Genomic DNA, 26,172 nt, shown 5'->3' on the forward strand with positions numbered 1-26,172 from the left:
CCGCCGTGTTTTATTCATCTGGCCAACAGGCCTCAGCCCTCTTTTCTGGATTACCGTCCTATGATCGACCTCGAACAGGTTCGCAAAGTTGCTTTGCTAGCTAGATTGGAACTCTCCACGGAGGAGGAAGCTCAGTTTACCGAGCAGCTGGGCGGCATTCTCGACTACGTAGAGCAGCTCAAAGAGCTGAACACCGACAATGTGGAACCCACAACCCGCGCCATCGAGCTGAGCAATATTACCCGCACCGACAGCCTTCAGCCCTTCGCCGAACGAGCCGCCATTCTCGACTGCGCCCCCGATCGCGAAGACGGATTTTTTAAGGTGCCCAAGATCCTCAGCGAGTAGGCTTGGCTTAAGCCTCTGCTAATGCCTGATTAATCCCTGTATAGCTCATTCCACCGTCAAAATAGTCTGCTTTCTTACGATTTTCTACCGACAGCGCCAGGGAATCGCAACCTGTAGGACAATCGACCTCAGTTCATTCCATATACGGCAGCCGCCAGTGGTCTGCTGCGGCTTTAGTCTGTCCTCGGGATTCGCAATGTTGAGGTGCTATGAAGCGTCGGCGGTTAGTTAAAACAACGGCTTGGGGGCTGGCGGCGGCTGGCGCAGCGGCTTGCAATGGGGCGTCTACCCCAGGGGCTGAAGGTACGGCTAGCAGTGACCTGCCGCGCATTAACTGGCAAATGGCCACCAGCTGGCCCGCTTCCCTCGACACCCTGCTGACGGGAGCAAAAGTGTTTGCCGAGCGGGTGAGCGCCATGAGCGGGGGGCGGTTTACCATTACCCCGCGCACCGCTGGCGAACTGGCCCCGCCGCTGGAGGTCTTGAACGTCGTCTCCCAGGGGGCGGTGCCCTGTGGCCACACGGCCTCTTACTACTACATTGGGCGCAGCCCGGTGATGGGCTTTGGCTGCGGCATTCCCTTTGGGCTGACGGCCCAGCAGCAAAATACCTGGCTCTACGACGGGGAAGGGCTGACCCAGCTTCAGGCTTTTTATGCCAGCAAGTTCAACGTCATTCAGTTTCCGGCGGGCAATACGGGCACCCAGATGGGGGGCTGGTTTCGCCGCGAAATTAATACCGTCAGCGATCTGGCCGGGCTCAAAATGCGCATTCCGGGGCTGGGGGGCCAGGTGATGGGCAAGCTGGGGGTGACGGTGCAAACCCTGCCCGGCGGCGAGATTTTTCAGGCGCTGCAAACCGGAGCGATCGACGCGGCCGAGTGGGTTGGCCCCTACGACGACGAAAAGCTGGGCCTCAACCGCGTTGCCCAGTACTACTACCACCCCGGCTGGTGGGAACCGGGCAGCACCCTGGAGGTGCAGATTAACCTCAACGAGTGGAACAAACTGCCGCCGGTTTACCAGGAGATGGTGCAGGCCGCCGCCTACGAGACCAACCTGCGCATGCTGTCTCGCTACGAGGCGCTGAATGCGGCGGCGCTGGAGCGGCTGCTGGCCAGCGGCACTCAGCTGCGGCAGTTTAGCGATGAGATTATGACGGCGGCCCAAGAGGTCACCTTCGACCTCTACGACGAGTTTGCCGCCAGCGATGCCGATTTTAAGGGCATTTATGAAAACTGGCGCGGATTTCGCGATCGCATCTACGCCTGGAACCAGCTCAACCAGGGAGGCTTTGAGCGCTTTGTCTACAGCAACCTGAAGCCAGGGGGAAAGCCGCCCACCTAGCTTGAAGCAATGGAGCAGCTACTGGAGCGATCGCGCCACCAGCCAGCTCACCGTCTGGGGAAACACCATTACCACCACTAGCACCACCAGCTGAATGCCTATAAACGGCAGGGCGCTGCGGTGAATCTCGCGGGTGCTGATCGATTTTGGCGCCACGCTTTGGAGATAAAACAGCGAGAACCCCACCGGCGGTGATATAAACGCCGTCTGTAAGTTGAGCGCCATCACCACCCCAAACCACACCATATCGATATTGAGCGCCTGGGCCGCAGGCACCAGCAGCGGCATGGCAATAAAGCAAATTTCAATAAACTCTAAAAACACTCCCATGACAAAAATGACCAGGTTGGCCACCACCAAAAAGGTTAAATAGCCCCCCGGCAGATTCACCAGCAGGTTGGTAATCAGGCTTTTGCCCCCCAGGGCATCGAACACCAGGCCAAAAAACGACGAGCAAAACAAAATCATCAGCACCACCCCGGTGACCATAGCGGTGGCGTGGGCCGCCTCCTGCAGCAGCGCTACCGTCAGGCGACGGTTGAGGGCCGCCAGCCCGCAGGCCCCCACCGCCCCCACGGCCCCCGCCTCAGTCGGGGTGGCAACACCAAAGAAAATGCTGCCCAGCACCACAACAATCAGCAGCACTGGCGGCACAATCGCCTTCACGGTGCGCTTCAGCAATTCCCAAGCGCTGAGCTGGCGCATGGCCAGGGGCAGGGGCGGTGCCGTGCTGGGCTTAAAAAACGCCACCAGCAGCACGTAGACGGCGTAGGCCCCGGCCAGCAGCAGCCCCGGTATCAGCGCGCCCAGGAACAAGTCGCCCACCGACACCCCCAGCTGATCGCTCAGCACCACCAGCACCAAACTGGGGGGAATCAGCTGTGCCAGGGTGCCCGATGCGATGATGGCTCCGGCGGCCAGCCGCTGATCGTAGCCGTGGCGCAGCATGACCGGTAGCGAAATCATGCCCATCAGAATGACCGTGGCAGCTACCACTCCGGTCGCCGCCGCCAGCAGGGTGCCCACCAGCACCACCGCCAGGGCCATGCCCCCTCGCAGCGGACCGAGTACCAGGCCCACAGTCTCTAGCAGCTCCTCCGCCAGGCCCGATTTCTCCAGCACCGCGCCCAAAAACACAAAAAACGGAATCGCCAGCAGGGTGAAGTTGGCCATGGTGCCGAACCAGATGTTTGGCAGCAGCAGCAGCCGGGCCGGGTCAAAGGCCCCCAGCAGCCAGCCCACCAGGCCAAACACCAACCCCGTACCGGCAAAGGAAAACGCCACCGGGTAGCCGCTGATCAAAATCAAAAAGAAGCCAACGAACATCGCGATCGCTAACCACTCGTAGCCCATAGCGCTCCTTCAATGGGGGATCTTGAAAACCGAGATGCCGCCGGACAATTTTGGCTCTGCTCCTGCCCCTACTCCAGGGGTGGAAGCTCGGCCTCCGCCTCCAAAAGCAGCGATCCCTCAGCGTAGCCGCACCACACGGCCCAGAACTTAATCGCCTGGGCAATGGCCTGGAGCAGCAGCAGCCCGAGGCCCACCAGCACCATCGACTTAATGGGTGCCCTGGGCAGACCATTGGCATCGGGCGACACTTCCCAGTGGCCCCAGGTGCCGTCGGGCAAAAGTCCCCAAGATTGCAGCACCGGGTTGATGGTTACCCACAGCCCCAGCAGGCAGAAGGGAATCAGAAACAGCACCGTACCCCAAAAGCTGACTAGGGCTTTGCGGCGATCGCTCCAGCCCGCCTCCAGAAAATCGACCCGCACGTTAGCTCCGTGCTTGAGAATGTAGGGAAAGCTGAGCAGAAACGTGATCGAGAATAGGTACCACTGCAACTCTATCAGTCCATTCGAGGCCAGCTGTAGGCCCAGAAAACGGCCAATGTAGCGGGCCATCACGTTGTAAAAGCCCACGGCAACGGTGAGCAGCACCAGCCAGCTCAGCCCCTTGCCAATCGGTTCGATCAGCTTGTCAATGGCCCGAGCCAGCCGCAGCAGCCGTTGCACTATCCCAGAAGTCAGCACCCTCTCCTTCCTCCCTGCCGCCGCAGCTCGTGGTTGGAGTTGATAATACCGCTTAAAGAGGCGGTCCAAGACACGGGCATTTCTAGGGCAGAGCATGGTGCTGGTGCCAGTGGCGGGCGATGTCGACCCGGCGGCAAATCCAGACGCGATCGCGGCTCTGCACATAGTCCAAAAATCTGGCCAGGGCCGCCGTGCGCCCCGGTCGCCCCGCCAGGCGGCAGTGCAGGCCAATACTCATCATCTTGGGGGCTTCATTGCCCTCGGCGTAGAGGGTGTCGAAGGCATCGCGCAGGTAGGCAAAAAACTGATCCCCCGAGTTAAACCCGGCGTAGGTGGCAAACCGCATGTCGTTGTTGTCGAGGGTGTAGGGGATGATCAGATGGGGCTTGCCGTATTCGGTGGTCCAGTAGGGCAGGTCGTCGGCGTAGCTGTCGGCATCGTAGAGAAAGCCGCCCTCTTCCACCACCAGGGCGCGGGTATTGGGGCTGTTGCGTCCCTGGTAAAAGCCCAGGGGGCGACTGCCCGCCACCTGGGTGTGAATGGCGATCGCGTTGCGAATGTGCTCCCGTTCGGCCTCGACGCCAAAGTACTGGTAGTCGATCCAGCGGTAGCCGTGGCTGGCGATCTCCCAGTCGGCTTCGGTCATGGCTGCCACCGCCTCGGGGTTGCGGGCCATCGCCATGGCCACGGCATATACCGTCAGAGGCAGCCTCCGGCTGTTAAACAGCCGGTACAGCCGCCAAAACCCCGCCCGACTGCCGTACTCATACATCGACTCCATATTCATGTTGCGCACCCCGGTCAGCGGGGCCGCCCCCACGCTCTCCGACAAAAACGCCTCCGAGGCCGCATCGCCGTGGAGAATGCAGTTTTCGCCCCCCTCTTCGTAGTTGATCACAAACTGTACGGCAATCTTGGCGTTGCTGGGCCACTGGGGATGGGGCGGAATCCGGCCATAGCCAATTAAGTCGCGGGGGTAGGGCGGGGTAACTGCCATAGGAAATTGTGGAGTGGAGTTTACAGCGAGATAAGGCTGGATTTTACGGGTAAAATATCTTCTGGTCTAGCCACAATTTGTGGAGCCAATCCTCCGCTCTGAGTTCAAAAAACAGATTTTCAAAAACGTGCTCCCTGGGGATGTTTGTCGAAGTGGCTCCAGGCATAGAGAATATCTAAGCGGGACTTGGAATAATGTCCTGGAGCAAATTCTTAACCTGGATCCTCCAGAGGCTATTTCCCCCGCAAAAATGGCGTGGGGCCACCAAATGGTTCATTTCCCCCTCGTTTATGATCGGTAGATCGGCTAATGTCGAGAAGTGGCTAAGGTCGTGACTAAGGTCAAGGTATGTATTAGCCCACCAGCGGGAGAGCGGTGTAGCCTCAAACCTTGTATTCTGAGGACTCGACTCGCTCTGCTGGCGGCCTGCTTGGCCAATATCGTAACCACCACAGAATTGTGGCAACTGGAGCTACGACTTTGTTGAACGGAAGAACTAAACCCATGTCAGATGCCGCGCTCTTACCGAGCAGAATGCAGGCTGCCCCCGTTCTGGATCTGAACGCAATTAACCAGGAGTGGGGAGACAGCGACGCTGCCAGTCTGGTGCAGTGGGGCTACGACACCTTTGGCGATGGCCTGGTCCTGAGCACGAGCTTCGGCATTCAGTCGGCGGTCATGCTGCACCTGGTAACCCAGATAGTGCCTAACATACCGGTAATTTGGGTCGATACGGGCTACCTGCCGGTCGAAACCTACCGCTTTGCTGAAGATCTGTCGGCGCGCCTGGGCCTGAACCTCAAGGTCTACCAATCGACCCTCAGCCCAGCCCGCATGGAGGCACTTCACGGTCGCCTGTGGGAGCAACACGATGTCGAAGCCCTCAACCGCTACGACAAAATTCGCAAGGTAGAGCCCATGCAGCGGGCCTTGAGTGACCTAAACGCCACAGCCTGGCTGACGGGGCTGCGCTCTGACCAGACCGACCACCGCAAGTCCCTGGGGCGGGTGGGGCAGCAGGGGGGCCGCTACAAGCTGCTGCCCATTCTCCGGTGGACCTCTAAGGATGTCTACAACTACCTGGTGGCCCACGATTTGCCCTACCACCCGCTGTTTGACAAGGGCTATGTGACCGTGGGTGACTGGCACTCCAGCAGGCCCATTACCGCCGACGACAGCAGCGATCGCGACACTCGGTTTAAGGGGCTGAAACAGGAGTGCGGGCTACACCTACCCCAGTCGCCGGAGGAGGCGGCCAGCCTCGACTCCAGTTCGCTGTAGCCTAGGTTGCCTCGGTCACCGGCACCGGGAAGTTGGCGTGCTTGGCAATCAGCTCTAGAAATTTGGCGGTGCTGCGATCGGGTTCGTAAACGCCGTTTTCCCACTCGCTGATGGTTTGGCGGCGCACTCCCATCTGCTCGGCAAACTCCATCTGGGTAAGTCCCATGTGCTTGCGCAGGGCGCGAATGGCGTCTCGCTGCCAGACGATCTTGCCGTCTTTGGTCTGAATGTTGTATTCGGCCTCAAACCTGCGGAAGGTTACGACCTTGCTGTCCATATCGACCGCCTGGACGTGGTAACCTGCCCCCACCCAGGCGCTGGCCTGGAGAGCCGCAGGGGTTTCGCGATTGCTCCACCAGTTTTTGCGATCGCTGGCCGAGTTGGGGAGGGGACTTCTCAGCAGGGCCTCGATCTCGGTGAAAGGGAGCACTACCTCGACTAGGCCAGATTGCTTGAGGTGATTGAACAAAGGATGATACTTGCTGCCGGGTTTCATGGGAAAACGAGACGAATTTCAGGAATAAGCCATCTGACTCTCTATAATGCCGCAAAAAATGGCCACGGCACCTGGAAAGCCGATCTGACTGGGTCCGAACGACCCCAGCAGCAGTACCCGGAAAGCCTACCGCAAAGAAAAAATCTTGGGCGCTTAAGACTGAGAAAATTTTGGCGTCTAGCCAACACAATTATTCTGTAAAATCACGTAGACTTATCTCAAGTTTATGAGAAACATTTTTAATTCTTGATGGATTGGGATGGTAATAGGCTACCTTCAGGGAACTATAGGCATAGTTCTTACCTGCTTTGTTGCACACCGATCATGAAAACCTCTACAGTTCTGGTGCATTCAACCCTTGCGCAAGCTCCTGTCGCTAGTCGGCCCCAGCTTGATAACCCTTGGATGCTGGCATCTGGAGGGCTACTGGTGCTGCTTGTGGGGTTGGGTGTCTATTCCCATCTGCAAACCCGCCGCCTGGTTAAGCAACTTAAGTTCGAAACCTACAAAAACCAGGAGCTGCAAAAAAAGGTCAAGCTGGCCCTGAAAACCATCAGCAAAATGGAGCAAAACCCGGATCTGATTCACTCGCGCGAGTTCAATCTCGACTACCTGCGCATGCGCATGGACGAGGAGCATTTCCACGCGGCGATTGTGAACCAGCTCAAGGTTAAGGTTAAGCAGAAAATTAGCATTGCTCTGCGCCCCCGCCAGGCCGAGGAAGGCATGATTGGCATTGCCAGTAAGCCCCGGGTTGTGGACGAAATTTTTGATGTTGAGTATGCGCCCCACGACAATCCGCTGGCTAAGCAGCGGGTGCTATTCCGCATTCAAATCAGGCTGGCCAAACTGCCCACCCAGGCCACCTCATCTACCATTGGCCAGCTAGTCGACTGTATAGAGAACTTCATGAGTCCCGACGCCGAGGAGACCCACTGGCAGCCAACCATTCAGGGCCGCATTGCCAACATGCACTGGGACCAAAAAGCCAAACCCACCCCGCTGCTGGTGATTGAGCAGTCTAGCGAAGGAGCCAATGTGACTCTGCGCAGTCGCAATGAGCTTCCGACCAGCACACACAGTCCCAGCACACGCAGTCCTAGGGCGCAAAAACGATCGGCGTAGGAAGCAGCGCAAATTGTGCACTGCTCAGTCCGCTCTACGCAATTCATCGCCCCACGCAATCGATCAATGGGCCGCAGAAGCCATTGCAATGACTTCTGCGGGGGCCGCAGTCGATCGCGCCTCAGCCATATCGGAGAGAACGGCGTCAAGCAGCTGTTCGCGCAGGTCGGGAATGACGGCCAGCGCACGAGTCCAGTCGGGAATTTGGGTGCCAGTGGGGTCTTCCAGGTACTGGTTACCCGCTTCTAAAATGACCTGCTCGAAGGTTTCGATGGTCATTTCTTCTTTGTGGCGATCGTACTCCAGGCCGTTAAAGCGAGCATCGACAAAATACTGGCGGGCCAGATTTTGGGCCTCGCGGCGGTACTTAATGCGCAGGGCGCGAATGTGGTCATGACCAATCACCACCTGCTCGGTTTCGGTCAGGGTTCTAAACACCGATTGCAGGATGTCGCGGCACATTTTTTGCAGTCCTGAATTGGCGGAACTGCCTAGGGTCTGGTGCTTGTGCTCAAAAATGCCCAGGTCGATCTGGGCGATGCGCTTGAGGGCCATATTTCGGTAGACCTCGGCCAATAGCCCCACCTCTAAGCCCCAGTTGCCGGGGATGCGGGTGGTCAGGGCCAGGTCGCTGGAGAGGGCAAACTCGCCCGAGAGGGGATAGCGATAGGCATCGAGGTAGCGCAGATAATCGCTGTAGCCAAAAAGCTCCATCAGCGAGGTAATCAAAGGCGTCACAAACAACCGGGTGACTCGCCCGTGAAGGCTGCGGGGATTGTCGCCAATGCGGGCGTAGTAGGCTTTGCTGAAGGCAATGCCAAACTCCTGTTCGAGCAGGGGGTACAGCAGCTTGAGGGGATAGGAGCGATCGTAGGTGGTGATGTCGGCATCGTGAAGGGCGATCGCGGCGGCATGCAGAGATGACACCCCCAGCCCTAGCCACACGGCTCGCCCTTTGCCCTTAAAGCGCAGTAGATCCAGTCCCTTGTCCTTGAGGGTCTGCAAAATGTCGGTAATGCGGGGACCATTTTCCCACAGCACAAAGGTGGGCTGGGGCAGCGGCTCAAAGAACTGAACGGCGTGGCGGTACTGCTCAAAGCTGTCGGCGTAGAGGCAGACAATCACGTTGTTGACAAAGGGACAGTGGCTGAGGTGATCGCGAATGTTGGCCAGCGCTGGTCGCTCTAGCTCCTCGTACAGTGACGGAATTAGCACTGCCGTAGGGTTTGTTTGACTCAGTTCGGTCAGGCGCTGCTCTAGGCGTTCGGGGTCGTACCCGAGATCGTGGATAGTGGTAATTAGCTCTTGCTTGTAGTCCATACCCAGGTATCCCTAATGGCTAGATTTCATCATAGGGATAAGTGGCGATCGCAAGATGTCTGACTCAATACTCCTCTGAATCAATCCGCCGTGGCTCGGGCGGCAGGAAAAAGCCCAAAGAGAGGTTACAGCGACCCAAATTCTGCACCGATGTCCGCAAAAAAGCTCCTCCGCTTTTGGGCAGAATGGAGCGATCGCCACCGACCTGGCTGGTCTGCGGCGGCCCACCCGGCAGGGACTCCTCATTGTCTTGGGTCGGGCTGCCCTGAAGCAGATTGGGAATAGCGCCATACAGCTTTTCCCAATCTGCTTCTGTGGCATTGAACCTGTTTTGACCCTCTCACGGCTTGGCCCAGAGGTCTATGCGCCCGCTAAATTTTCTTGCTTAGAGTTTTGGAAATGCCTGATTTGCTCGGTGCGCTCACTTAACTTAAAGCGTTAAAGCGCGATCGCCTAAAAAATGATTATCGCTGCTAGCGCTCCGGCCAAAACACCATAGCAGCAGGCTAACAGGGCCTTAAAAGAGCCTCGGAATTTGTAGCGCCAAAGCATAGATGCCAGGGTAAGCGAGTAAAGCAGTTCTTCAACGGGAAAGTAGGGAACTTGCTTGTTGATATCGATGCCTATGACCAGCATGGTCCAGAACAAAAATATGACAAAGCTGTTGATGATGGGGGCACGGCTTTCCCTGGTCGGCACCTGAAGTCGAGCAATAAACCCGAGGTAGACCAAAATAATCAAAGGGAACAGTGCCGCAGCCAGCCCCCTAGCCCCGGCACCAAAAGAGTAGTCAAAGGCAAGAAAAACGCTGGAAAATAGCTGATAAAGCAAAAAGCCCACAGCCAAAAAAAGCACGAAGAAGCTGATTAAACCCTTCGATCCTCTGGTCCAATCGCCCGCTAGCGGCCTTCGACGAGATTGCATAGTAACCCTCAAAAATGGCTTTATTTGAGCTGCCGAAACAACATTTACAGCTGATAGTCTGGATCAGTCCAGCACTGGGGCAGGGGTTCTCCGGAGGGAAATTGCAGCTGCGATTTCGGAAACGCCTGGGCAGGCTGCTCTTCTTCCCCAGCCTGCTGCCGTCCCTGCACCTCGTTTTGGAGCGGATCGAACAGCTCTTGGAGACTGGTGACTTTAACTAAAGTCTGATCTTGGGAATTTTTAACAAACATGGCTCAATGCTTAGGTTGATAGTGCCGCCAGCGGGACCGACACCTGTGCATAGTCCAGATTATCCAGTTAGAAATGTCAGGGCTTCTGCCTAAATGAATAAATAATGGACAGATTCCTGGGTTGTTCAATAACCCAAATAAATATCTAATTTGCTAGCGTTACAAAATTAAATGAGGTTTTCTACCCTGGGGTAGATCTCCCTTTCTATAAAAGGGAAGATTATCAGTCATAGGTTTAAGCAAGGACGGCATGCCCCCCTCAGGAGTAACCCAGGATGTATTTTTAGGTCCAGGCCAAATGGCGTCCCTGATGCGATCGCACGCCTGGTCACAGACCGCCTTGGGCGAGGTTGCCCGCTGGCCTGCTGCGCTGAAGACGAGTCTGGGCATCTTGCTGAACTCGAATACGCCCATGGGGTGCGTTTGGGGCTGCGATCGCAGCCTGTTTTACAACGATGCCTGGGCTGCGCTGCTGTCTCCGACCTGGACTGCGGCGGTGGGGCAGCCCCTGGCCGCCGCCATGGACCAGGGAGCGATCGGGGTCGCCCTGGGACAGGGAATAGAGCAGGTGTTTGCCACGGGGCGATCGCTATCGGTGGAAGTAGCTCAGGATGCCAGCCCGCTGACGGTCAACCACAGCTGGGCCTGTAGCGCCATTTGGGATGAGGCTGGGCAGGTAGCTGGGGTGTTTGCCCTCGGTATGTCCGCCGCCGGAAGACCGCCGCTATCGCAGCTAGATCTGGCCCTAGAGGAGAGCGAAGAGCGCTTTGGCCACCTGGCCGACAACATTTCGCAGCTGGCCTGGATGGCAGATGCCAGCGGCTGGATTTTTTGGTACAACCAGCGCTGGTACGACTTCACCGGCACAACCTTGGGCGAAATGCAGGGCTGGGGCTGGCAGCAGGTGCACCACCCCGATCACCTCGATCGCGTGGTCAAAAAGGTGAGCCGCTGCTTTGCCACGGGCGAGGTTTGGGAAGATACGTTTCCCCTGCGGGGGAAAGACGGCGAGTATCGCTGGTTTCTCTCCCGCGCTACCCCGGTGCGCGACGAAGACGGGCAGGTGCTGCGGTGGGTGGGCACCAACACCGACATTACCGACCTGCGTCAGGCCGAGCAGGCCCTTGAGCAGGTAACGGAGCGCCTGAGTATCGCCCTCAAGAGCGCTCCTATTACGCTGTTCAATCAGGATCAGGAGTTGCGCTACGTCTGGGTGCACAACCCCACTCACAACTACTCCAAAGATCAGATGCTCGGTCGGCGGGATGAAGATTTGGTATCTACGGAGGCCGCAGCTCGGCTGAGTCAGCTCAAGCGCCGGGTGCTAGATACCGGGGTGGGCCTGCGGGCCGAAGTACGGGTGGAGCACAGCGTCTACGATATTACCCTGGACCCCATTTGCGATCGCCAGGGCCGCGTCGTTGGCATTGCTGGTGCGGCGGTAGATATCAGCGAGCGGGCGCAGCTGGAGGCCGAGCACAGACAGGCCGAGGCCACTCTGCGCAACAGCGAAGAACAGCTGCGCCTGGCCCAGCGCGCCGCCGGAGCCGGTCTGTGGGATTGGAATATGGTCACCAATCAGGTGACCTGGTCACCGGAGTACTACCACCTCTACGGCCTCGATGCTGAAGTTACCCCCTCCTATGAGAACTGGCTGGCCTCCATTTTGCCCGCCGATCGGCAGCGGATTGAACAAGCCACCCAGGCCGCCATCGAGCAGAGACAGGACCTAAAGGTAGATTTTCGCATTGTGCACCCCGACGACGGCCAGCGGTGGATTATGGTGCGGGGACAGACCTTCTGCGACGCGGTGGACAACCCCATTCGCATGACGGGGATTGCGATCAACATTACCGAGCGAAAACGCTTTGAGCAGGCCCTGGTGGAGAGTGAGGCGATCGCCCGGACCCAGGCCGAAGAGCTGGCTGCCCTAATGGAGGCCACCCCGGCGGCGATCTGGATTGCCCACGATGCGGACTGTCACTACATGACGGCCAACCGCATGGCCTACGAGCTAATGCAGACCGAACCAGGCGGGCCAACCACGGCCACGCCGCCCGAGGGTGAACCGGGGCTGCCCTTTAAGCAGTTTAAGGAGGGGCAGCAGATCGCACCCCAGGATCTGCCCATGCAGAAGGCGATTCGCACCCGGCAGGAGGTTGTCGATGACATCGAGTTTGTCTACCCCGACGGGACGGTGCGCTCTATCTATGGCAAGGCCGTGCCGCTCTACGGCCCCGGCGGAGCGGTGCGGGGAGCCATTGGCGGGTTTACCGAAATTACGGCGCTCAAGCGCAGCGAGCGCGAGCGCGAGCAGCTGCTCCAGCGGGAGCGCATCGCCCGCGAAGAAGCCGAGCAGGCCAATCGGCTCAAGGATCAGTTTTTGGCGGTGCTCTCCCACGAGCTGAGGTCGCCCCTCAACCCCATTTTGGGCTGGTCGAAGCTGCTGCAAACTCGCAGCTTCGACCCTGATAAAACCGCTCAGGCCCTGGCCACCATTGAGCGCAACGCCCAGCTCCAGGCCCAGCTGGTCGACGATTTGCTCGATTTAGCCAAAATTTTGCGCGGCAAGCTCCACCTCACCCCGGTTTCAATCGCCATGGCTGGGGTGGTTGAGTCGGCCCTGGAGACGGTAAAAACAGCGGCGGCCAAGAAATCCATCGCCCTCGCCCTCGACCTCGATCGCACCGTGCGGGTCGCTGGCGATGCGGCCCGCCTCCAGCAAATCGTGGGCAATCTGCTGTCGAACGCCGTCAAATTTACGCCCCAGGGGGGCCAGATTACGGTCACCCTGCGCGCCGCGACCGACCAGGCCGAGGTGGTTGTCAACGATACGGGCATTGGCATTAGCCCAGACTTTTTGCCCTACCTGTTCGAGTCGTTTCGCCAGGAAGATATTTCGATTACCCGCCGCCACGGTGGGCTAGGGCTGGGGCTGGCGATCGTGCGGCAGCTCGTGGAGATCCACGGCGGCAGCATTACCGCCTGCAGCCCTGGGGAAAATTTGGGCGCCACCTTCACCGTTCGGCTGCCCCGGCTGCCGGGCAATGCGGCTGAGGCTCCGGCTGCTGCTCTGGCTCGCCCGACCGTGGATTTAAAGGGCATTCGGGTGTTTTCGATCGACGATTCGGCGGATACGCGAGAATTTCTGACGGTGCTGCTGGGGCAATACGGTGCCGACGTGGTGACCGCAGGCTCCGCCGCCGAAGCGCTGGAAAGGCTAGAGTCCTGGCGCCCCGATGTGGTAATCAGCGACATCGGTATGCCCGAGATCGATGGCTACAGCCTCATCCAGCGCATTCGCGCGCTGCCCCCCGAGCAGGGAGGCACAATTCCTGCGATCGCGCTCACCGCCTACGCCCGCGATGAAGACCAGCAGCAGTCGCTGGCTAGCGGCTACCAGCGGCACCTGAGCAAACCCCTGGACCTCGAAAAGCTGTTGCAGGCGGTGGTCGAGCTTACCCAGGGCCGAACCTAGCCTCGCTTAGCTCCTAGCCCCCGCTGTGCTCAGCAATTGCAGCAGGGCCTGGGCGCTGGCTTCGGAGGAAGCGGGGTTTTGGCCGGTAATCAGGTGGCCATCGCCGACCACATAGGATTGCCAGTCATCGCCTTTCGAGTACAGGCCGCCGTTTTGCTTCAGCATGTCTTCTACTAAAAAGGGCACAACCTCGGTAAGGCCGACGGCGGCTTCTTCGGTATTGGCAAAGCCCGTCACCGTTTTGTTTTTCACCAAAAATTCGCCCTCGGGCGTTTTGACATGGCGCAGCACCCCAGGGGCGTGGCAGACAGCGGCCACGGGCTTACCCGCTCCGTAGAAGGCCTCAATCAGCGCAATGGAATGGGCGTTGTCGGCCAGATCCCACAGCGGGCCGTGGCCGCCGGGGTAGAACACGGCATCGTAGTCACTGGCGTCAATGGTTGTCAGTCGGGCCGTATTGGCCAGAGCGGCCTGGGCATCAGCGTCCTGCCTAAAGCGCTTGGTGGCTTCGGTCTGTGCGTCGGGGGCGTCACTTTTGGGGTCGAGGGGGGGCTGGCCGCCCTGGGGCGAGGCCAGGGTAACCGTGGCCCCGGCGTCTTTAAATGCGTAGTAGGGGGCGGCAAACTCCTCTAGCCAAAAGCCGGTTTTTTGGCCGCTATCGCCCAACTGGTCGTGGGATGTGAGTACCATCAGTATTTTCATAGGTCGTCCTTGTTTCTTGGGTGCTACTTGGTTTCTTGGGTGCTACTTGCGTTGTCAGGGGGAATATGGGCAGGGAAAAGGGTGTTTTGCCAAAGCTCAAAGCCCCCAGAGCCCTAAGCGCAAGGCTCAGCGTCGCCGATTAGCTCCGTTAAAGTAAGGCGCAGCTTTTCGACATCCAGGGGTTTGGTCAGGTGGCGCTGAAAGCCAGCCTCCAGGGCGCGATCGCGGTTTTGGGCATCGGCGTAGGCGGTGAGCGCGATCGCGGGAATGCGACCCCCCTCCACCTCAGGCCGCTGCCGCAGGGCGCGAATCAGCATAAAGCCATCCTGGTTGGGCATGCCAATGTCGCTGATCATCACATCGGGGCGGTGTTGGGCAACGATCTGAAGGCCCGCCTCTGCAGAGCAAGCCGTCAGTACCTCCATACCGTAATCCTCCAGCAGCGCCGTCAGCAGGTGCAGCGAGTCGAGATCGTCATCGATGACCAGGACCCGTCGCCCAGCGAGGCTAGCGGGTTGCGCTAGGCTGGCAAAGACCGGCAGCAGCGACGCCACCTCACGCCGGGGCAGCCGTACCGTAAAGGTGGATCCCCGATGAGCGCCGGGGCTAGATACCGAGACCTCGCCGCCGTGCTGCTCCGTCAGATAGCGCACGATGGCCAGCCCCAGCCCCAGTCCGCCAAAGGCGCGGGTGCTGCTGCTGTCGGCCTGGCGAAACTGCTCAAAGACATGGGGCAAAAAATCGGCGCCAATGCCCAGGCCCGTATCCTGCACTTCAATGACGGCATAGTTGCCATCCTGACGCAGCCTGACGGTGACCTCACCCCCCTCAGGGGTGAATTTGATGGCGTTTGACAACAGGTTCCACACGATCTGCTGGAGGCGGTTTTGGTCCCCTGACACCGCCCCCACCGCCGGGTCAAAGTCGGTGTGCAGCGTAATGGCCTTGGCCTGGGCCGACAGCCGCACCGTCTCCAGGGCAGCGTTGACCACGGGGGCCAGATCTACGGTGTGGATATCGAGCAGCAGCTTGCCGCGCAAAATGCGCGAGACATCGAGCAAGTCTTCGATTAGCTCGGCCTGAACTTTGGCGTTGCGTTCGATGGTCTCCAGGGCGCGGGCGCGCGTATCCTCGTCTAGGGGCCGCGATCGCAGCAGCGACGCCCAGCCCAAAATGGGGTTCAGCGGCGTGCGCAACTCGTGGGAGAGCATCGCCAAAAACTCATCTTTAATACGGTTGGCGGCTTCTGCCTCCGCCCGAGCTACCCGCTCCTGGGCCAGGGCGCGATCGCGCTCCACCAGCGCCAGCTTCTGGTCGTGAATATCGGTAGATGAGCCAAACCACCGCAGCACCTCTCCCCCGTCGCCCTGAAGCGGAAAGGCCCGCACCAGGTGCCAGCGGTATTGGCCATCTACAGCCCGCAGCGGCCTGACCTCCAGGGCCAGGGGCTGGCCAGTTTGCAGCGATTTGGTCCAGGCTATCTGGCAGCGATCGCGGTCCTCCGGGTGCAGCACCGACAGCCAGCCAGCCTCGAAGCTCTGGGCCGGGGTCAGCCCTGTGTAGTTGTACCAGCGCTGGTTGCAGTACTCTAGCTGGCCGTTGGGCAACGCCGTCCAAAACATCTGCGGCATCGAGTTGGCCAGGGTGCGAAAGTGCAGTTCGCTCTTGCGCAGGGCGGCCTCGGCCTGCTTTTGCTCCGTAACGTCGTAGTTAATTTCCAGGATGGCGTTGGGCTGGCCAACCGAGGTCTGCTGTAGCGTCCAGCGGCTGCTAATAATAGCGATCCGACCGTCGCGGGTGGTCTGGGTCAGTTCCCCCTGCCAGTGCCCCTCCCGCAACACAGCCGCGCGAATGGTTTCGAGCGGCTGGGGCAAAACGGTTTTCAGCAGATCCATGGCCGATCGCCCGATCGCCTCTTCCGCAGACCAACCGTAGCGCCGCGCCGCCCCCTGGTTCCAGTAGGTAATCTTGGCGCTCTCCAGCTCCCAGATCATAATGCAGTCGTTGGCTAGGTTCAGCATTTCCATCTGCTGACGCAGCTGGCGCTCGTCTTCCCGGCGATCGGTCAGATCCCGAAAGTAAACCGCCAGGCCATTGACCAGCGGATTCATGTGCATTTCAAACAGGCGATCGGGGTGAACAAAGCCCGATGTCTCCATGACAATCGGCTGTCGGGTAACCATCGCTTGCCGGAAGGTCTCCCCCATGGCGGTTCCTTCCAAGCTGGGCCACACATCCCAAATTCGCCGATTCATCAGGTCTTTGAGCGGGAGATTGAACACCCGCTGAGCCTGGGGGTTGACATACACCAGCCGCCACTGCAAGTCGAGGGCGTAAAACCCTTCGGTAATGCTCTCCAAAATAGCGGTAACCCACTGGTTGGTGTGGCCCAGGGAAGCTTCACTCTCCTGTAGCCTCAGGGAGCTGCGCTCCAGGCGTTGATGAGCCAATCTCAGCGAACCGCACAGGACGCTGATAACAGAGCACTGAACGACAAATACACCAAACCGAATAAATGCCGGAGCACCCAGACTGAAGGCGTACTCCGGCAGAACAAAAAAATAGTTGCTCACAAGGGCGGCCAGAATTGTGGTCAACAACCCGCAGCCAATTCCACCCCAGCGAGAAGCCACCACCACCGACCCAAAAAACAGCAAAAATGGGGTCTTAGCCATGTCTGCTACGGGATCGAGAATGCCCATAAGCAGTAGAGCAGTTGTCACGCAAAGCGCCGCTATGCCATAGGCCCTGGGCCGTAAATCGATCGAGTGTGAACTCATGGCGGTTTCAAGGTCAGCAGCACCCGGAAATATAGTACTGGGAAACGCAATTCCAGCCTGCCGCTGAAGTTATAGGTAAGTTATAAATACCCAGTAAAACAGCCTAACATAGTTCACCTTGCAAACCTTAATCCTGCGGCAAAACCCTCCTTTAGTCCTATGTCTTACGACAGATATTTAGCATCGTCTTCAGCCTATAGCGATTCCTAACGTGAATAAAAGTGTTTGCCTCTGGCTTTCAGAAAGTCATACTTCTAGAGAATATGCCTCTGTACTAGCTGTTTTTCCTAGTTCACTAGATGCATTTAATAGATACTCTCAGCCGTAGCTAGGTTAGCCTTAGAGCCGCCCAACAAAATCGTTACTGGTGTTGGGTTTCGCTTCGCTCAACACCAACCTACATTGGAGCTTTTATCAGCCAATCGGGTTTGCTAGATACACTCAGCCTAGTTCAAAGCTGCTGCGATATTAAAACATAGATTTAGACAGAAAAATCTGGCCTTCTGCCACCGTCAACGACATTGGCCTGCGGCCTCGGCCCATACAGCCCGCAGGTCAGGCCAGACAATATTAAGTCTGGCCTGACCTGCGGTGCTCTTTTATTTTCACCAACTTTTTGCCACCAAACGGTGAGAGCCGTTTAGTCTAGCGCGCTGGTGGCGCGATCGACCGCACCCTGGGCATTTTGCTTCAGGTTGCTGAGACTCTTCTGGGTGTTTTCGGCGGCATTTTCAGCGGCCTGCTGAGTCGATTCACCGATGTTGTCGGCTGCCTCTTTGAGAGGATTTTTGCTGTTTTGCTGAATCCTTTGCTCGGCCTGGCGAATCATGCGATCGGCCTTGGCATCGGCAGCGCTGGTGTCGCGGATGGTGTCTTTGTGTGGGTACATGCCCTCACTGTCGGCCGCTTGGGCGGCACCAAAAGTATTATTTGGAGCGGGCACGGCGGCCTGGGTAGTACCACAGGCGGTGGTAGCCATCACCACCAGGCCAGCGAGAAAAACAATGGCCCACTGCCGCCAGAGGGTGGGATTAAAAAATCGTTTTACAGTCTGCATAAACGTCTCCTTTGAATCATTACGTTGACATTGAACAAATCGAAGCTTTCTCTGCAAATCCCTAACTCTATATTTGGGTTTGCAGCGTTTGCTTACTCTCCTTAAACCGCACGCCCAGCTGCTGGCGATCGCTCGGGGATAGATGTTTGCGCATGGCTGCAAACATGGTGCTTTCCTCCTGACGGGTGTGGTCACCTACCATGGCCTTGAGCTGCTTGAGCTTGGCCATAAACAGATCATCCAAAGCGGGCATGGCCCTTAGATCGTCAAGCAGAGTTTCCATGGCGGTCTGCTCGTTGTACAGCTCCTGGGTGTTGTCGCTGCCGTAGAAGGGCCTGACCACCGGGTAAACCACGGCTTCCTCTGCTTTTGAGTGCACCAGCAGATCTTTGTAGAGCTGCCCAAACAGGACATTGCCCTGCTCGACGGTATTGGCGCTGCGAATTTCGCTGATCAGGGTTTTGGCCTTCTGGTGATCCATAAAGATCAGATCCATGACGTCGACGGCAGTGCTGCCTGACGCGTGGGTGGCAGCACTGCCGACAATTCCGGTGGCGGCAGCGATCGCATCCTGCACCCGCCCCCACAGCCCCTGCTGGGGTTCCTGGCCGGTTAGCTCCAGGGTGCCGAGATATTCGAGCATGCCCTTGAGCTGCTCCTGGTGGGCGCGATTTTCAAAATTGACGGTGTGGAGGGGGGCCAGGGCCGCTTCTACGTCTTTGCCCACCACCTGGGCCGCCTTGTGCACCACCAGGCCCGAAACCACCTGGCCATGCTTCAGCAGCTCGTGCTGAGATAGTTTTTCGTACAGGCTCAGCTCTGAACCGGCAAGGGTGTCCTTCACCGTGGTGATCATAGACTGCACGGTAGTCTTAGGCTCGGACTGCACGCCGTACTGAGTAATGGCAGTTTCTACAATATCTAAATTTTTGTGGTCGTCTTCGAGCATATCCTCCAGTCGATTGCGCAGATCGTCATTGCTGCACTGATTTAGAAATTGCTGCTCATTGTCAATAATTAAGGTTTGAATGGCCTTAATGTCGGCGAGTTTTTCCGCGATCGCGGCTCGCTTTTGATCATTTAGAATGGCGGGCATGAAGAGGTCTCCAGTGACATTCAGCTACAGTCTAAGCACTGCAAATCAGAGGCATATCTGTCCATAGAGCTGAAAAGAAACCTCAGCCAAAATAATTTCCTCAGCAGACAGCAGTAGAGCAGCTATATCTAGGGGTATAGCTGCTCTACTGCTGTTGAGAGATGTGTGTCTAAGCGCAGTTTCCTATACTACTGATTAGTTCTGAATAAGGCGCGATCGCCTCGCGACCTTTTCAACCATTTAGTATTGGAGTAGCCCTATGTCGATTGCTTTAGAAATTGGAATTGCGATTCTTGGCCTGGGGATAGCCCTGCAGGCGGTACGCCTGACCAGAGCAGGAAAGGCTGGCCTGGTAGCCCTAGCCTGCTTGGCGGTTATGCTGCTCGGGTTTACCCAACCGGCAGTTGCCGGGGCAGTCAACGGTGACACCTTAACCAGCGGCCAGAAAGACCTCAACGAAACCCTCCAGACCGATCCCCAGGGCAATCAGTACCAGGGCATTGAGTATGCCGACACCAAAGGTACTCCCCTGGGCGATCAGGAAATTACCGATCGCGTTGAAAGCAGCGCTCCCAAAAATTTGAAGGTCAGCGTGTCTAACGGCTCGGTCCGCCTTTCTGGCAAGGTATCTGACCGCAGCACAGCCCAGGCCATTGTAGAAGACATCAAGTCTATTCCTGGGGTCCATGAAGTAGCCTATGACCTAGGTCTGAAGCGCTAGTTCTAACTTCGTTAAAAACCAGGAAGCGGGCGATCCAGGGCGGATTGCCCGCTTTTTGTTAACTTCTGGCGCTGGCGCTAAGACATCGCTCGGGGGAGCAGGCCCAAAGTCTGCCAAAGTCTATCTAAGGAGGGAGTGCTTCTAGTTTGGGGCATTCTACCCTAGGCAAAGGGGAGATGAAGGGTTGATCGGCTCGTAAACACTAAAGTCCGTGACTGTTGCGCGGGCTATTTCTTAGTTGGATAGTTTGCGATCGCCTGGCTGGCTGCGCTGGCTTTTCGCTCTCGAAACGTAGCATTGAGATGGGGCGTTTGGCCCGTTGCAAAATGTGCTACGACAGGTTTTCTCCAGTGTATCTCCTGAATCGCCAATGCCCTCTGCTCCCCTCCCCCCCAACGAAGCGGAACGCCTGAAAGCTCTGCGGCGATACAACATTTTAGATACTCCTCCCGAGGCCCAGTTCGATCGCATCACCGCTCTGGCGGCGCGGCTGTTCCATGCGCCGATTGCGCTGATATCGCTGATCGATGATTCCAGAGCCTGGTTCAAGTCATGCTACGGATTCGAGCGGCGGGTGGTCCAGCGCCATGCCTCCCTTTGCAGCTACGCGCTGGCCTCCGACCAGGTTCTCGTTCTCCCCGATGTCAGCCAGGATGAACGCTGCGCAGATAACCCGATGGTATACGGAGATCCAGGGTTGCGCTTCTATGCTGGGGCGCCGCTACGCACCCAGGAGGGGTTTACCCTGGGCACCCTCTGCGTGCTCGACACCCAGCCACGCGAAGGGCTAAGCGAAGACCAAAAGGCCGTGCTGGCTGACCTGGCGGCCATGGTTGTCGATGAACTAGATCTGCGCCTGGCCGCCCACAGAGTTGCCGAAATTGACGCGGCTCTGCTGGCGGTAACCAAAGGGGTCGCAGATCGGACGGGCAGCGCCTTTTTTGCGGCCCTGGTACAGCACCTGGCCCAGACCCTGGGGATCGACTATGCCTATGTTGGCCTCGTCGATCGCGAGGAGCCGGACCGGATTGTCACGGTTGCCGCCTGGGGTCAGGGGAAACTTCTTGAGAATTTTGCCTACCTGGTGCGCCACACCCCCTGCCAGCAGGTGCTGCTCAGCCGAGAGCTGTGCTGCTATCCCGGCGGGGTCAGAACGCAGTTTCCTGACGCTGCGCTGCTTCAGCCGCTGGGCATCGACAGCTATGCCGCCATTCCCTTTTTGGATGCCCAGGGCGTGCCGCTGGGGCTGCTGGGCATCATGGACTGCAACCCCTTCCTCAACGTTCAGCTCACCGAAGCGCTGCTGCCTATTTTTGCCCTGCGCGTTGCCAGTGAGCTGGAGCGCCAGCACACCGATGCCGTCAGGCTGCGGGTGCAGCAAGATCTAGAAAACCTGGTGGCCCAGCGCACGGCGCAGCTGTACCAAACCAATCAGCAGTTGCAGATCGAAATTGCCGAGCGCCAGCAGGCGGACACGGCCCTGCGCAAGGAGCGGGAGATGCTGCGGGTGCTGCTTGAAAATGTGCAGGCGGGCATTGTGGCCTGCGATGAGGCGGGCATCTTGACCCTCTTTAACCAAACCGCCCGAGAGTTTCACGGTCTGCCCCAGCAACCTTTGCCCCCAGAGCAGTGGGCTACCTATTACGACCTCTACCAGGCCGATGGCAAAACGCCGATGCCGATGGCGGCGATTCCGCTGTTTCGTGCGCTCCAGGGGGAAGGGGTAGATAACGCTGAAATGGTGATTGCACCAAAACAGGGTGGCAAGAGCCGCACCGTACTGGCTAACGGCCAGGCGATCGCCGCCGTCGACGGCAGCTGCCAGGGGGCGGTGGTGGTGATGCACGATATCACCGAACGCAAGCAGATGGAAGATGCCCTCCGGGCCAGCGAGGCGCAGCTATCCAGCATTTTCGAAACTATTCCCGACGGCATCATTATTTTGGATCGGCATGGACAGCTGATTGCCGTCAACTCCGCCGCAGAGAAAATCTTCAGACTCAGTCGCGATGGGCTGACGGAGCGCACCTACAACGATCTGGCCTGGGCCATTACGACGGTGGAGGGGGACTCCTTTGACGAGGAGGATCTTCCCTTTGTGCAGGTGATGCGCACCCGCAAACCGATCTATGGCGTCGAGCACGCCATTACCCAGGCCGACGGCACGAGGACAATTCTGTGCATCAATGCCTCACCCCTGGTTAACCCCGAGGGCGAGATTAGCCATGTGGTGGCCTCGGTCAGCGACATTACCGAGCGCAAGCAGGCCGATCTAGCTCTGCAAGCCTCCGAAGAGCGCTATCGCTCAGTGATTGAAACCACCGCCGAAGGTATTGTATTGCAGGACAGTAGCGGCAGCATCTACACCTGCAACGCCAGCGCCGCTGAAATTTTGGGCTTGACCGTCGATCAAATTATGGGGCGCACCTCCCTAGACCCTCGCTGGTCGGCCATTCATGAGGACGGCACGCCGTTTCCGGGGGAGCAGCATCCGGGTATGGTGACCCTGCGCACAGGCAAACCGCAGTCTAACGTGGTGATGGGGGTCAACAAACCCGACTGTACCCTGACCTGGATTTCGATCAATACTCGCCCCCTGTTTCACCCCAAGCAGGACACCCCCTTTGCGGTGGTGGCCTCATTTTTTGACATCACCGATCGCAAACTGGTTGAGGCTGAGCGCGCCCAGCGCATTCGCGAGCAGACGGCTCGCCTGGATGCAGAGGCAGGGCAGTTTCGAGCGGCCCTGCTGGTCGATATCAGCACTACTCTGGCCTCGCTCCTCAATCACACCGACACCCTACAGCGGGTGGCCGATCGGGTGGTGCCCTTCTTTGCCGACTGGTGTGCGATCGATTTACTGACTCCCAGCCAGGGCCTAGAGCGGGTGGCCATAGCCCACTGCGATCCAGCCAAGGTGGAGCTGGGCTGGCGGGTTCATCGACAGTACCCCACAGCGATCGCCGGGACAGCGGGCATTGCCAAGATTTTGCGCAGCGGCCAGACCGCGCTAGCGACGGATATTCCGGCATCGGCCCTGGCGGCAGTGGCCCAGGATGGCGAGCACCTGCGTCTGCTGCGGGAGCTGGGGCTAACTTCCTGCATTGCGGCGCCGCTGGTGGCTCGGGGCCAGACCCTGGGGGTGATTTCTTTTATCACCGCTGAATCGAATCGCCGCTATGGGACCACCGATCTGGCCCTGGCCGAGAATGTGGCCCACCAGGTGGCGATCGCCGTAGACAACGCCCGTCTCTACCAGGATGAACAGAACGCCCGCAGCGAGGCCGAGGCCGCCAATCGCATCAAGGACGAGTTTCTGGCGGTGCTCTCCCACGAGCTGAGGTCTCCCCTCAATCCGATTTTGGGCTGGTCGCAGCTGCTGCAAAAGCGCCAGCCCGATGCGGCCACCCTGACGCGGGGCCTCCAGACCATTGAGCGCAACGCCAAACTCCAAACCCAGCTGATTGCCGATCTGCTCGATGTCTCACGCATTTTGCAGGGCAAACTCAGTCTGGAGATCGCCCCAGTATCGCTCCAGGCCACCCTGGAGGCCGCCATGGAAACCGTGCAGCTGGCGGCGGAGGCTAAGGCCATTCAGCTGCGTACCCGATTTGACCCAGCCTTGCCCACCGTTCTGGGCGATGCCGGTCGACTCCAGCAGGTAGTCTGGAACCTGCTGTCTAACGCGGTAAAGTTTACCCCCGAGGGGGGCCAGGTGGAGATTGAGCTAGAGGCTGTCCCCGCTGAATTCCCTGGCGCCAGCGCAGTCGGCCAGCACCCCCCTCTGGCCCACGCCCAGATCACCGTTACCGACACCGGCAAGGGCATTACCCCAGAGTTTTTACCCTATATCTTTGACCGCTTTCGCCAGGCAGACAGCAAGACCACCCGCCAGTTTGGCGGGCTGGGGCTGGGGCTGGCCATTGTGCGGCAGCTCGTGGAACTCCACGGCGGCACCATTGCGGTGGCTAGCCCCGGCGAGGGGCTGGGGGCCACCTTTACGGTGCGGCTTCCCCTCCAGAGCGGCGCTACTCCCCCCGACAGCGGTGAAAACATCGCCCCGGCCCATCGCTCGGGGCAGCCCGCCACCCTTACCGGCGTGCGCATTCTGGTGGTCGAAGACGAGGCCGACGCCCGCGATCTGCTGGTGCTGGTCTTGGAGCAGGCTGGGGCGATCGTCACCGCTGTCGCCGCCGCCACCGAAGCCCTAGAACGGCTGCCCCACCTCGACTTGGATGTGCTGATTAGCGATATCGCCATGCCCACGATGGATGGCTACATGCTGGTGCAGCAGGTGCGATCGCAGCTGGCTCGCCAGGGTAAACAGCCCACATTTAAAGCGGTAGCCCTAACCGCCTACGCTGGAGAAATCAATCAGCAGCAGGCGCTAGCCGCTGGCTTCCAGCGCCACCTCAGCAAACCCTTTGAGCCCGCCGATCTGGTAGCTGCGATCGCAGCCCTGATGAAATAACGGTGCTTTCCTTGTTCGCTCAGCCCTTAGCTCGATCAACTGTCGTGCTCGCAATCCTCCAGGAGGGTTGCCACTTTGCTGAGGAGTTGATCAAACTCAATCGGCTTGCGAATAAAATTATTCGGCCCCAAAGCAAGACCCTGAGCAGAACTGATGGTGTCGTAGGCCGTAACCATTAAAATCGGCATAAACGGCAGATTTGGGTTTTGCCGAATTTGTCGGGTTACCTCGTAGCCGTTCATATCCGGCATCATCACATCCATCAAAATTAGGTCGGGAGGCTCACGCTTAACTTTTGCCAAAGCCGTTCCGCCGTTGCCCGCGGTATCGACTTCGTAACCTACAGTTTCTAAAACAGTCTGTAGCAAAAACAAATTGTCATCGATATCGTCGACAACAAGAATCCGAAAATCTGATGGAGTACACACAGTAACAGGTTGATAAAGGTATTGAATATCGCATTTCTCAAACTAGTGAGCTGCACCACCGAACGGACTAAATCTCTCAGCTAGGTTTTGCCGTCAAGCAACCCTGTGGAGAGTTAACCGTGGCGAACCGTCCACAGCCTGGGCTGCTCAAAAGCAGCCCAAAGACCGATTTCGCTGGCTATTTAAGGGGCTCACTGGGGGCGTCTTACTATGCAATTATCCTAATCGATAAGCGATTATGCTTACCTCAAACTTCCGACACAGATCAATTTAATTCAAGGTATAAAAAAAGGTAGGCCGAAACCTACCCTTTAACTGTCTGCTGTGTTGACAATATCGGTGCTTAGTTAGCGATCGCCAGCCCCGTAGACCCGAGGACGGCGGGCGCCTGAGGCGGCACCAGCCAGGGAAGCCACCAAACCCAGCAGCGACCCCAAGGCAAAGGACCAGCCAACGGTAGCGGCATTGCCAGCCACCCGCTGGGCCTGCTGGGTGGTCACGCTGGGATCTTGAGGCACATCGGGCAAAACGTTGGGAGGCACCTGATTGATCACGGCGCTAGCCCCCTGAGCCGCCAGACCAAAAGCGCCCGCCACGCCGCTGGAGAGCAGCCAGGCGCTGACGGCCAGAGTTGTGGCCCACAGAATTGCGCCGTTGAGCATGGCGGTTTTGCGGTTCATGGGACCGCAGGCACGGGCGGCAATCCAGCCCCCCAAAAACAGCGCAATCAGCAGGCTGACAATCGACCAGATGCCAACGGCGGTGCCAACCCCAGCGGCATCTCCCTGGGGCGTATCCATATTGGCCAGGCTGGTAAGGCCAATAGCTGCTCCTAGCCCGGTTAAAACCAGCTGGGTCGCGATCGCAACCACCAGCCCGGCAAAAATCGGCCCCCAGCGCACTAGGTCGTGATACTCAGCTACCGGCACCACAGCCTCGGTCCCTCGGTAGTTGGGGTTATTAACAGGGGTGTCCCTATAGGGGCCTGGCTCGCTTCTGAGCCCGCCTGGATCATTGGAGTAAGTCATTGGTTCACATTCCTTTCAGTCAGATGCTTGCGCTTGCTGCTGCCAAACATATTTTCAAATCAATTCTTGCCCACTAATTTATGCCCTAGCTGTATCGGCCCCATCTACCCACGGGTACAAAAGGACCGTCCAAAAGAGGCATATGACCCTTGGAGACACTTCCGGGAAAGAGAAATCTCGAGGAAAATTAGGAGGACCAATAGGGGGAGCAAATGAAACCTCAGCTTAAGTTTTTGGGTTTCGACTTCGCTCAACCCTCTACCCATCAATGGAGCGAACATTGAGTAGAG

The 26,172-nt window shown here is 58.3% G+C and carries 20 protein-coding genes; 7 read left to right on the forward strand and 13 right to left on the reverse strand.

The window, feature by feature from the left end:
- The first annotated feature begins 60 nt into the window (after positions 1 to 60).
- A complete protein-coding gene (gene gatC / locus LEPTO7104_RS0109650; protein WP_017298368.1) occupies positions 61 to 348 on the forward strand; it encodes an Asp-tRNA(Asn)/Glu-tRNA(Gln) amidotransferase subunit GatC in 288 nt (95 codons plus the stop codon).
- Between the two features lie 209 nt (positions 349 to 557).
- A complete protein-coding gene (locus tag LEPTO7104_RS0109655) occupies positions 558 to 1,694 on the forward strand; it encodes a TRAP transporter substrate-binding protein (RefSeq protein WP_017298369.1) in 1,137 nt (378 codons plus the stop codon).
- Positions 1,695 to 1,712: 18 nt separating this feature from the next.
- Here the strand turns inward: LEPTO7104_RS0109655 and LEPTO7104_RS0109660 are convergent, their stop codons facing one another.
- The 3 genes from LEPTO7104_RS0109660 to puuE form a co-directional block, all read right to left on the reverse strand.
- The gene (locus LEPTO7104_RS0109660; protein WP_017298370.1) at positions 1,713 to 3,047 is read right to left on the reverse strand and encodes a TRAP transporter large permease; all 1,335 of its coding nucleotides are present in this window, start codon (positions 3,045 to 3,047) and stop codon (positions 1,713 to 1,715) included.
- 68 nt (positions 3,048 to 3,115) lie between these two features.
- Positions 3,116 to 3,709, reverse strand: coding sequence for a TRAP transporter small permease subunit (locus LEPTO7104_RS0109665; RefSeq protein WP_017298371.1), 594 nt, complete (start codon positions 3,707 to 3,709; stop codon positions 3,116 to 3,118).
- A 100-nt stretch (positions 3,710 to 3,809) separates the two neighbouring features.
- Complete coding sequence (gene puuE, locus LEPTO7104_RS0109670) at positions 3,810 to 4,724, reverse strand: allantoinase PuuE (RefSeq protein WP_017298372.1); 915 nt, start codon at positions 4,722 to 4,724, stop codon at positions 3,810 to 3,812.
- Between the two features lie 504 nt (positions 4,725 to 5,228).
- Between puuE and LEPTO7104_RS0109675 the strand changes: the two genes are divergently transcribed.
- Positions 5,229 to 6,005: a phosphoadenylyl-sulfate reductase gene (locus LEPTO7104_RS0109675; protein WP_026072537.1), complete on the forward strand. Its 777-nt coding sequence runs from the start codon at positions 5,229 to 5,231 to the stop codon at positions 6,003 to 6,005.
- A 1-nt stretch (position 6,006) separates the two neighbouring features.
- Here the strand turns inward: LEPTO7104_RS0109675 and LEPTO7104_RS0109680 are convergent, their stop codons facing one another.
- Entirely contained in the window at positions 6,007 to 6,501 is a 495-nt protein-coding gene (locus LEPTO7104_RS0109680; protein ID WP_017298374.1) for a helix-turn-helix domain-containing protein, read from the reverse strand.
- Positions 6,502 to 6,825: 324 nt separating this feature from the next.
- On the opposite strand from LEPTO7104_RS0109680, the gene LEPTO7104_RS33340 reads away from it, so the two are divergent.
- Positions 6,826 to 7,626: a hypothetical protein gene (locus LEPTO7104_RS33340; protein WP_071527206.1), complete on the forward strand. Its 801-nt coding sequence runs from the start codon at positions 6,826 to 6,828 to the stop codon at positions 7,624 to 7,626.
- Positions 7,627 to 7,689: 63 nt separating this feature from the next.
- On the opposite strand, the gene LEPTO7104_RS0109690 is transcribed toward LEPTO7104_RS33340, so the two are convergent.
- The 3 genes from LEPTO7104_RS0109690 to LEPTO7104_RS0109700 form a co-directional block, all read right to left on the reverse strand.
- Positions 7,690 to 8,946 (reverse strand): glycosyltransferase family protein, encoded by a 1,257-nt coding sequence (locus tag LEPTO7104_RS0109690; protein WP_017298376.1) that lies wholly within the window; start codon positions 8,944 to 8,946, stop codon positions 7,690 to 7,692.
- Positions 8,947 to 9,399: 453 nt separating this feature from the next.
- Positions 9,400 to 9,870 (reverse strand): hypothetical protein, encoded by a 471-nt coding sequence (locus tag LEPTO7104_RS0109695; RefSeq protein WP_155523578.1) that lies wholly within the window; start codon positions 9,868 to 9,870, stop codon positions 9,400 to 9,402.
- Between the two features lie 44 nt (positions 9,871 to 9,914).
- Positions 9,915 to 10,121, reverse strand: a complete 207-nt coding sequence (locus tag LEPTO7104_RS0109700) for a hypothetical protein (protein WP_017298378.1) — start codon at positions 10,119 to 10,121, stop codon at positions 9,915 to 9,917.
- A gap of 298 nt (positions 10,122 to 10,419) precedes the next feature.
- Between LEPTO7104_RS0109700 and LEPTO7104_RS33345 the strand changes: the two genes are divergently transcribed.
- Positions 10,420 to 13,599, forward strand: coding sequence for a hybrid sensor histidine kinase/response regulator (locus LEPTO7104_RS33345; RefSeq protein WP_017298379.1), 3,180 nt, complete (start codon positions 10,420 to 10,422; stop codon positions 13,597 to 13,599).
- 6 nt (positions 13,600 to 13,605) lie between these two features.
- Here LEPTO7104_RS33345 and LEPTO7104_RS0109710 read toward each other — a convergent pair whose 3' ends face one another.
- The 4 genes from LEPTO7104_RS0109710 to LEPTO7104_RS0109725 form a co-directional block, all read right to left on the reverse strand.
- Entirely contained in the window at positions 13,606 to 14,301 is a 696-nt protein-coding gene (locus LEPTO7104_RS0109710; protein WP_017298380.1) for a type 1 glutamine amidotransferase domain-containing protein, read from the reverse strand.
- Between the two features lie 113 nt (positions 14,302 to 14,414).
- The gene (locus LEPTO7104_RS33350; RefSeq protein ID WP_071527207.1) at positions 14,415 to 17,081 is read right to left on the reverse strand and encodes a hybrid sensor histidine kinase/response regulator; all 2,667 of its coding nucleotides are present in this window, start codon (positions 17,079 to 17,081) and stop codon (positions 14,415 to 14,417) included.
- A 640-nt stretch (positions 17,082 to 17,721) separates the two neighbouring features.
- Complete coding sequence (locus tag LEPTO7104_RS0109720) at positions 17,722 to 18,138, reverse strand: hypothetical protein (RefSeq protein WP_017298382.1); 417 nt, start codon at positions 18,136 to 18,138, stop codon at positions 17,722 to 17,724.
- A gap of 67 nt (positions 18,139 to 18,205) precedes the next feature.
- Complete coding sequence (locus tag LEPTO7104_RS0109725) at positions 18,206 to 19,234, reverse strand: hemerythrin domain-containing protein (RefSeq protein ID WP_017298383.1); 1,029 nt, start codon at positions 19,232 to 19,234, stop codon at positions 18,206 to 18,208.
- A 259-nt stretch (positions 19,235 to 19,493) separates the two neighbouring features.
- Here LEPTO7104_RS0109725 and LEPTO7104_RS33355 point away from each other — a divergent pair, with 259 nt between their 5' ends.
- Both LEPTO7104_RS33355 and LEPTO7104_RS36855 read left to right on the forward strand, forming a co-directional pair.
- Entirely contained in the window at positions 19,494 to 19,955 is a 462-nt protein-coding gene (locus tag LEPTO7104_RS33355; RefSeq protein WP_017298384.1) for a BON domain-containing protein, read from the forward strand.
- 370 nt (positions 19,956 to 20,325) lie between these two features.
- Positions 20,326 to 24,426 carry a PAS domain S-box protein gene (locus LEPTO7104_RS36855; protein WP_017298385.1) on the forward strand — a complete coding sequence of 1,367 codons (4,101 nt, stop codon included), beginning with the start codon at positions 20,326 to 20,328 and terminating at the stop codon, positions 24,424 to 24,426.
- A 35-nt stretch (positions 24,427 to 24,461) separates the two neighbouring features.
- Here LEPTO7104_RS36855 and LEPTO7104_RS0109740 read toward each other — a convergent pair whose 3' ends face one another.
- Both LEPTO7104_RS0109740 and LEPTO7104_RS0109745 read right to left on the reverse strand, forming a co-directional pair.
- Positions 24,462 to 24,854 carry a response regulator gene (locus LEPTO7104_RS0109740; RefSeq protein ID WP_026072538.1) on the reverse strand — a complete coding sequence of 131 codons (393 nt, stop codon included), beginning with the start codon at positions 24,852 to 24,854 and terminating at the stop codon, positions 24,462 to 24,464.
- A gap of 347 nt (positions 24,855 to 25,201) precedes the next feature.
- Entirely contained in the window at positions 25,202 to 25,882 is a 681-nt protein-coding gene (locus tag LEPTO7104_RS0109745; protein WP_017298387.1) for a hypothetical protein, read from the reverse strand.
- Positions 25,883 to 26,172 lie beyond the last annotated feature (290 nt).

The sequence above is a fragment of the Nodosilinea nodulosa PCC 7104 genome (genome assembly GCF_000309385.1).
In the GTDB taxonomy this organism is placed as follows: Bacteria; Cyanobacteriota; Cyanobacteriia; order Phormidesmidales; family Phormidesmidaceae; genus Nodosilinea; species Nodosilinea nodulosa.

What these genes read in the sequence shown, in the direction of transcription:
- gatC (WP_017298368.1), top strand. Translation starts at nt 61, where the DNA reads ATGATCGACCTCGAACAGGTTCGCAAAGTTGCTTTGCTAGCTAGATTG.
- LEPTO7104_RS0109655 (WP_017298369.1), top strand. Translation starts at nt 558, where the DNA reads ATGAAGCGTCGGCGGTTAGTTAAAACAACGGCTTGGGGGCTGGCGGCG.
- LEPTO7104_RS0109660 (WP_017298370.1), bottom strand. Translation starts at nt 3,047, where the DNA reads ATGGGCTACGAGTGGTTAGCGATCGCGATGTTCGTTGGCTTCTTTTTG.
- puuE (WP_017298372.1), bottom strand. Translation starts at nt 4,724, where the DNA reads ATGGCAGTTACCCCGCCCTACCCCCGCGACTTAATTGGCTATGGCCGG.
- LEPTO7104_RS0109675 (WP_026072537.1), top strand. Translation starts at nt 5,229, where the DNA reads ATGTCAGATGCCGCGCTCTTACCGAGCAGAATGCAGGCTGCCCCCGTT.
- LEPTO7104_RS0109680 (WP_017298374.1), bottom strand. Translation starts at nt 6,501, where the DNA reads ATGAAACCCGGCAGCAAGTATCATCCTTTGTTCAATCACCTCAAGCAA.
- LEPTO7104_RS33340 (WP_071527206.1), top strand. Translation starts at nt 6,826, where the DNA reads ATGAAAACCTCTACAGTTCTGGTGCATTCAACCCTTGCGCAAGCTCCT.
- LEPTO7104_RS0109690 (WP_017298376.1), bottom strand. Translation starts at nt 8,946, where the DNA reads ATGGACTACAAGCAAGAGCTAATTACCACTATCCACGATCTCGGGTAC.
- LEPTO7104_RS0109695 (WP_155523578.1), bottom strand. Translation starts at nt 9,870, where the DNA reads ATGCAATCTCGTCGAAGGCCGCTAGCGGGCGATTGGACCAGAGGATCG.
- LEPTO7104_RS0109700 (WP_017298378.1), bottom strand. Translation starts at nt 10,121, where the DNA reads ATGTTTGTTAAAAATTCCCAAGATCAGACTTTAGTTAAAGTCACCAGT.
- LEPTO7104_RS33345 (WP_017298379.1), top strand. Translation starts at nt 10,420, where the DNA reads ATGGCGTCCCTGATGCGATCGCACGCCTGGTCACAGACCGCCTTGGGC.
- LEPTO7104_RS0109710 (WP_017298380.1), bottom strand. Translation starts at nt 14,301, where the DNA reads ATGAAAATACTGATGGTACTCACATCCCACGACCAGTTGGGCGATAGC.
- LEPTO7104_RS33350 (WP_071527207.1), bottom strand. Translation starts at nt 17,081, where the DNA reads ATGAGTTCACACTCGATCGATTTACGGCCCAGGGCCTATGGCATAGCG.
- LEPTO7104_RS0109720 (WP_017298382.1), bottom strand. Translation starts at nt 18,138, where the DNA reads ATGCAGACTGTAAAACGATTTTTTAATCCCACCCTCTGGCGGCAGTGG.
- LEPTO7104_RS0109725 (WP_017298383.1), bottom strand. Translation starts at nt 19,234, where the DNA reads ATGCCCGCCATTCTAAATGATCAAAAGCGAGCCGCGATCGCGGAAAAA.
- LEPTO7104_RS33355 (WP_017298384.1), top strand. Translation starts at nt 19,494, where the DNA reads ATGTCGATTGCTTTAGAAATTGGAATTGCGATTCTTGGCCTGGGGATA.
- LEPTO7104_RS36855 (WP_017298385.1), top strand. Translation starts at nt 20,326, where the DNA reads ATGCCCTCTGCTCCCCTCCCCCCCAACGAAGCGGAACGCCTGAAAGCT.
- LEPTO7104_RS0109745 (WP_017298387.1), bottom strand. Translation starts at nt 25,882, where the DNA reads ATGACTTACTCCAATGATCCAGGCGGGCTCAGAAGCGAGCCAGGCCCC.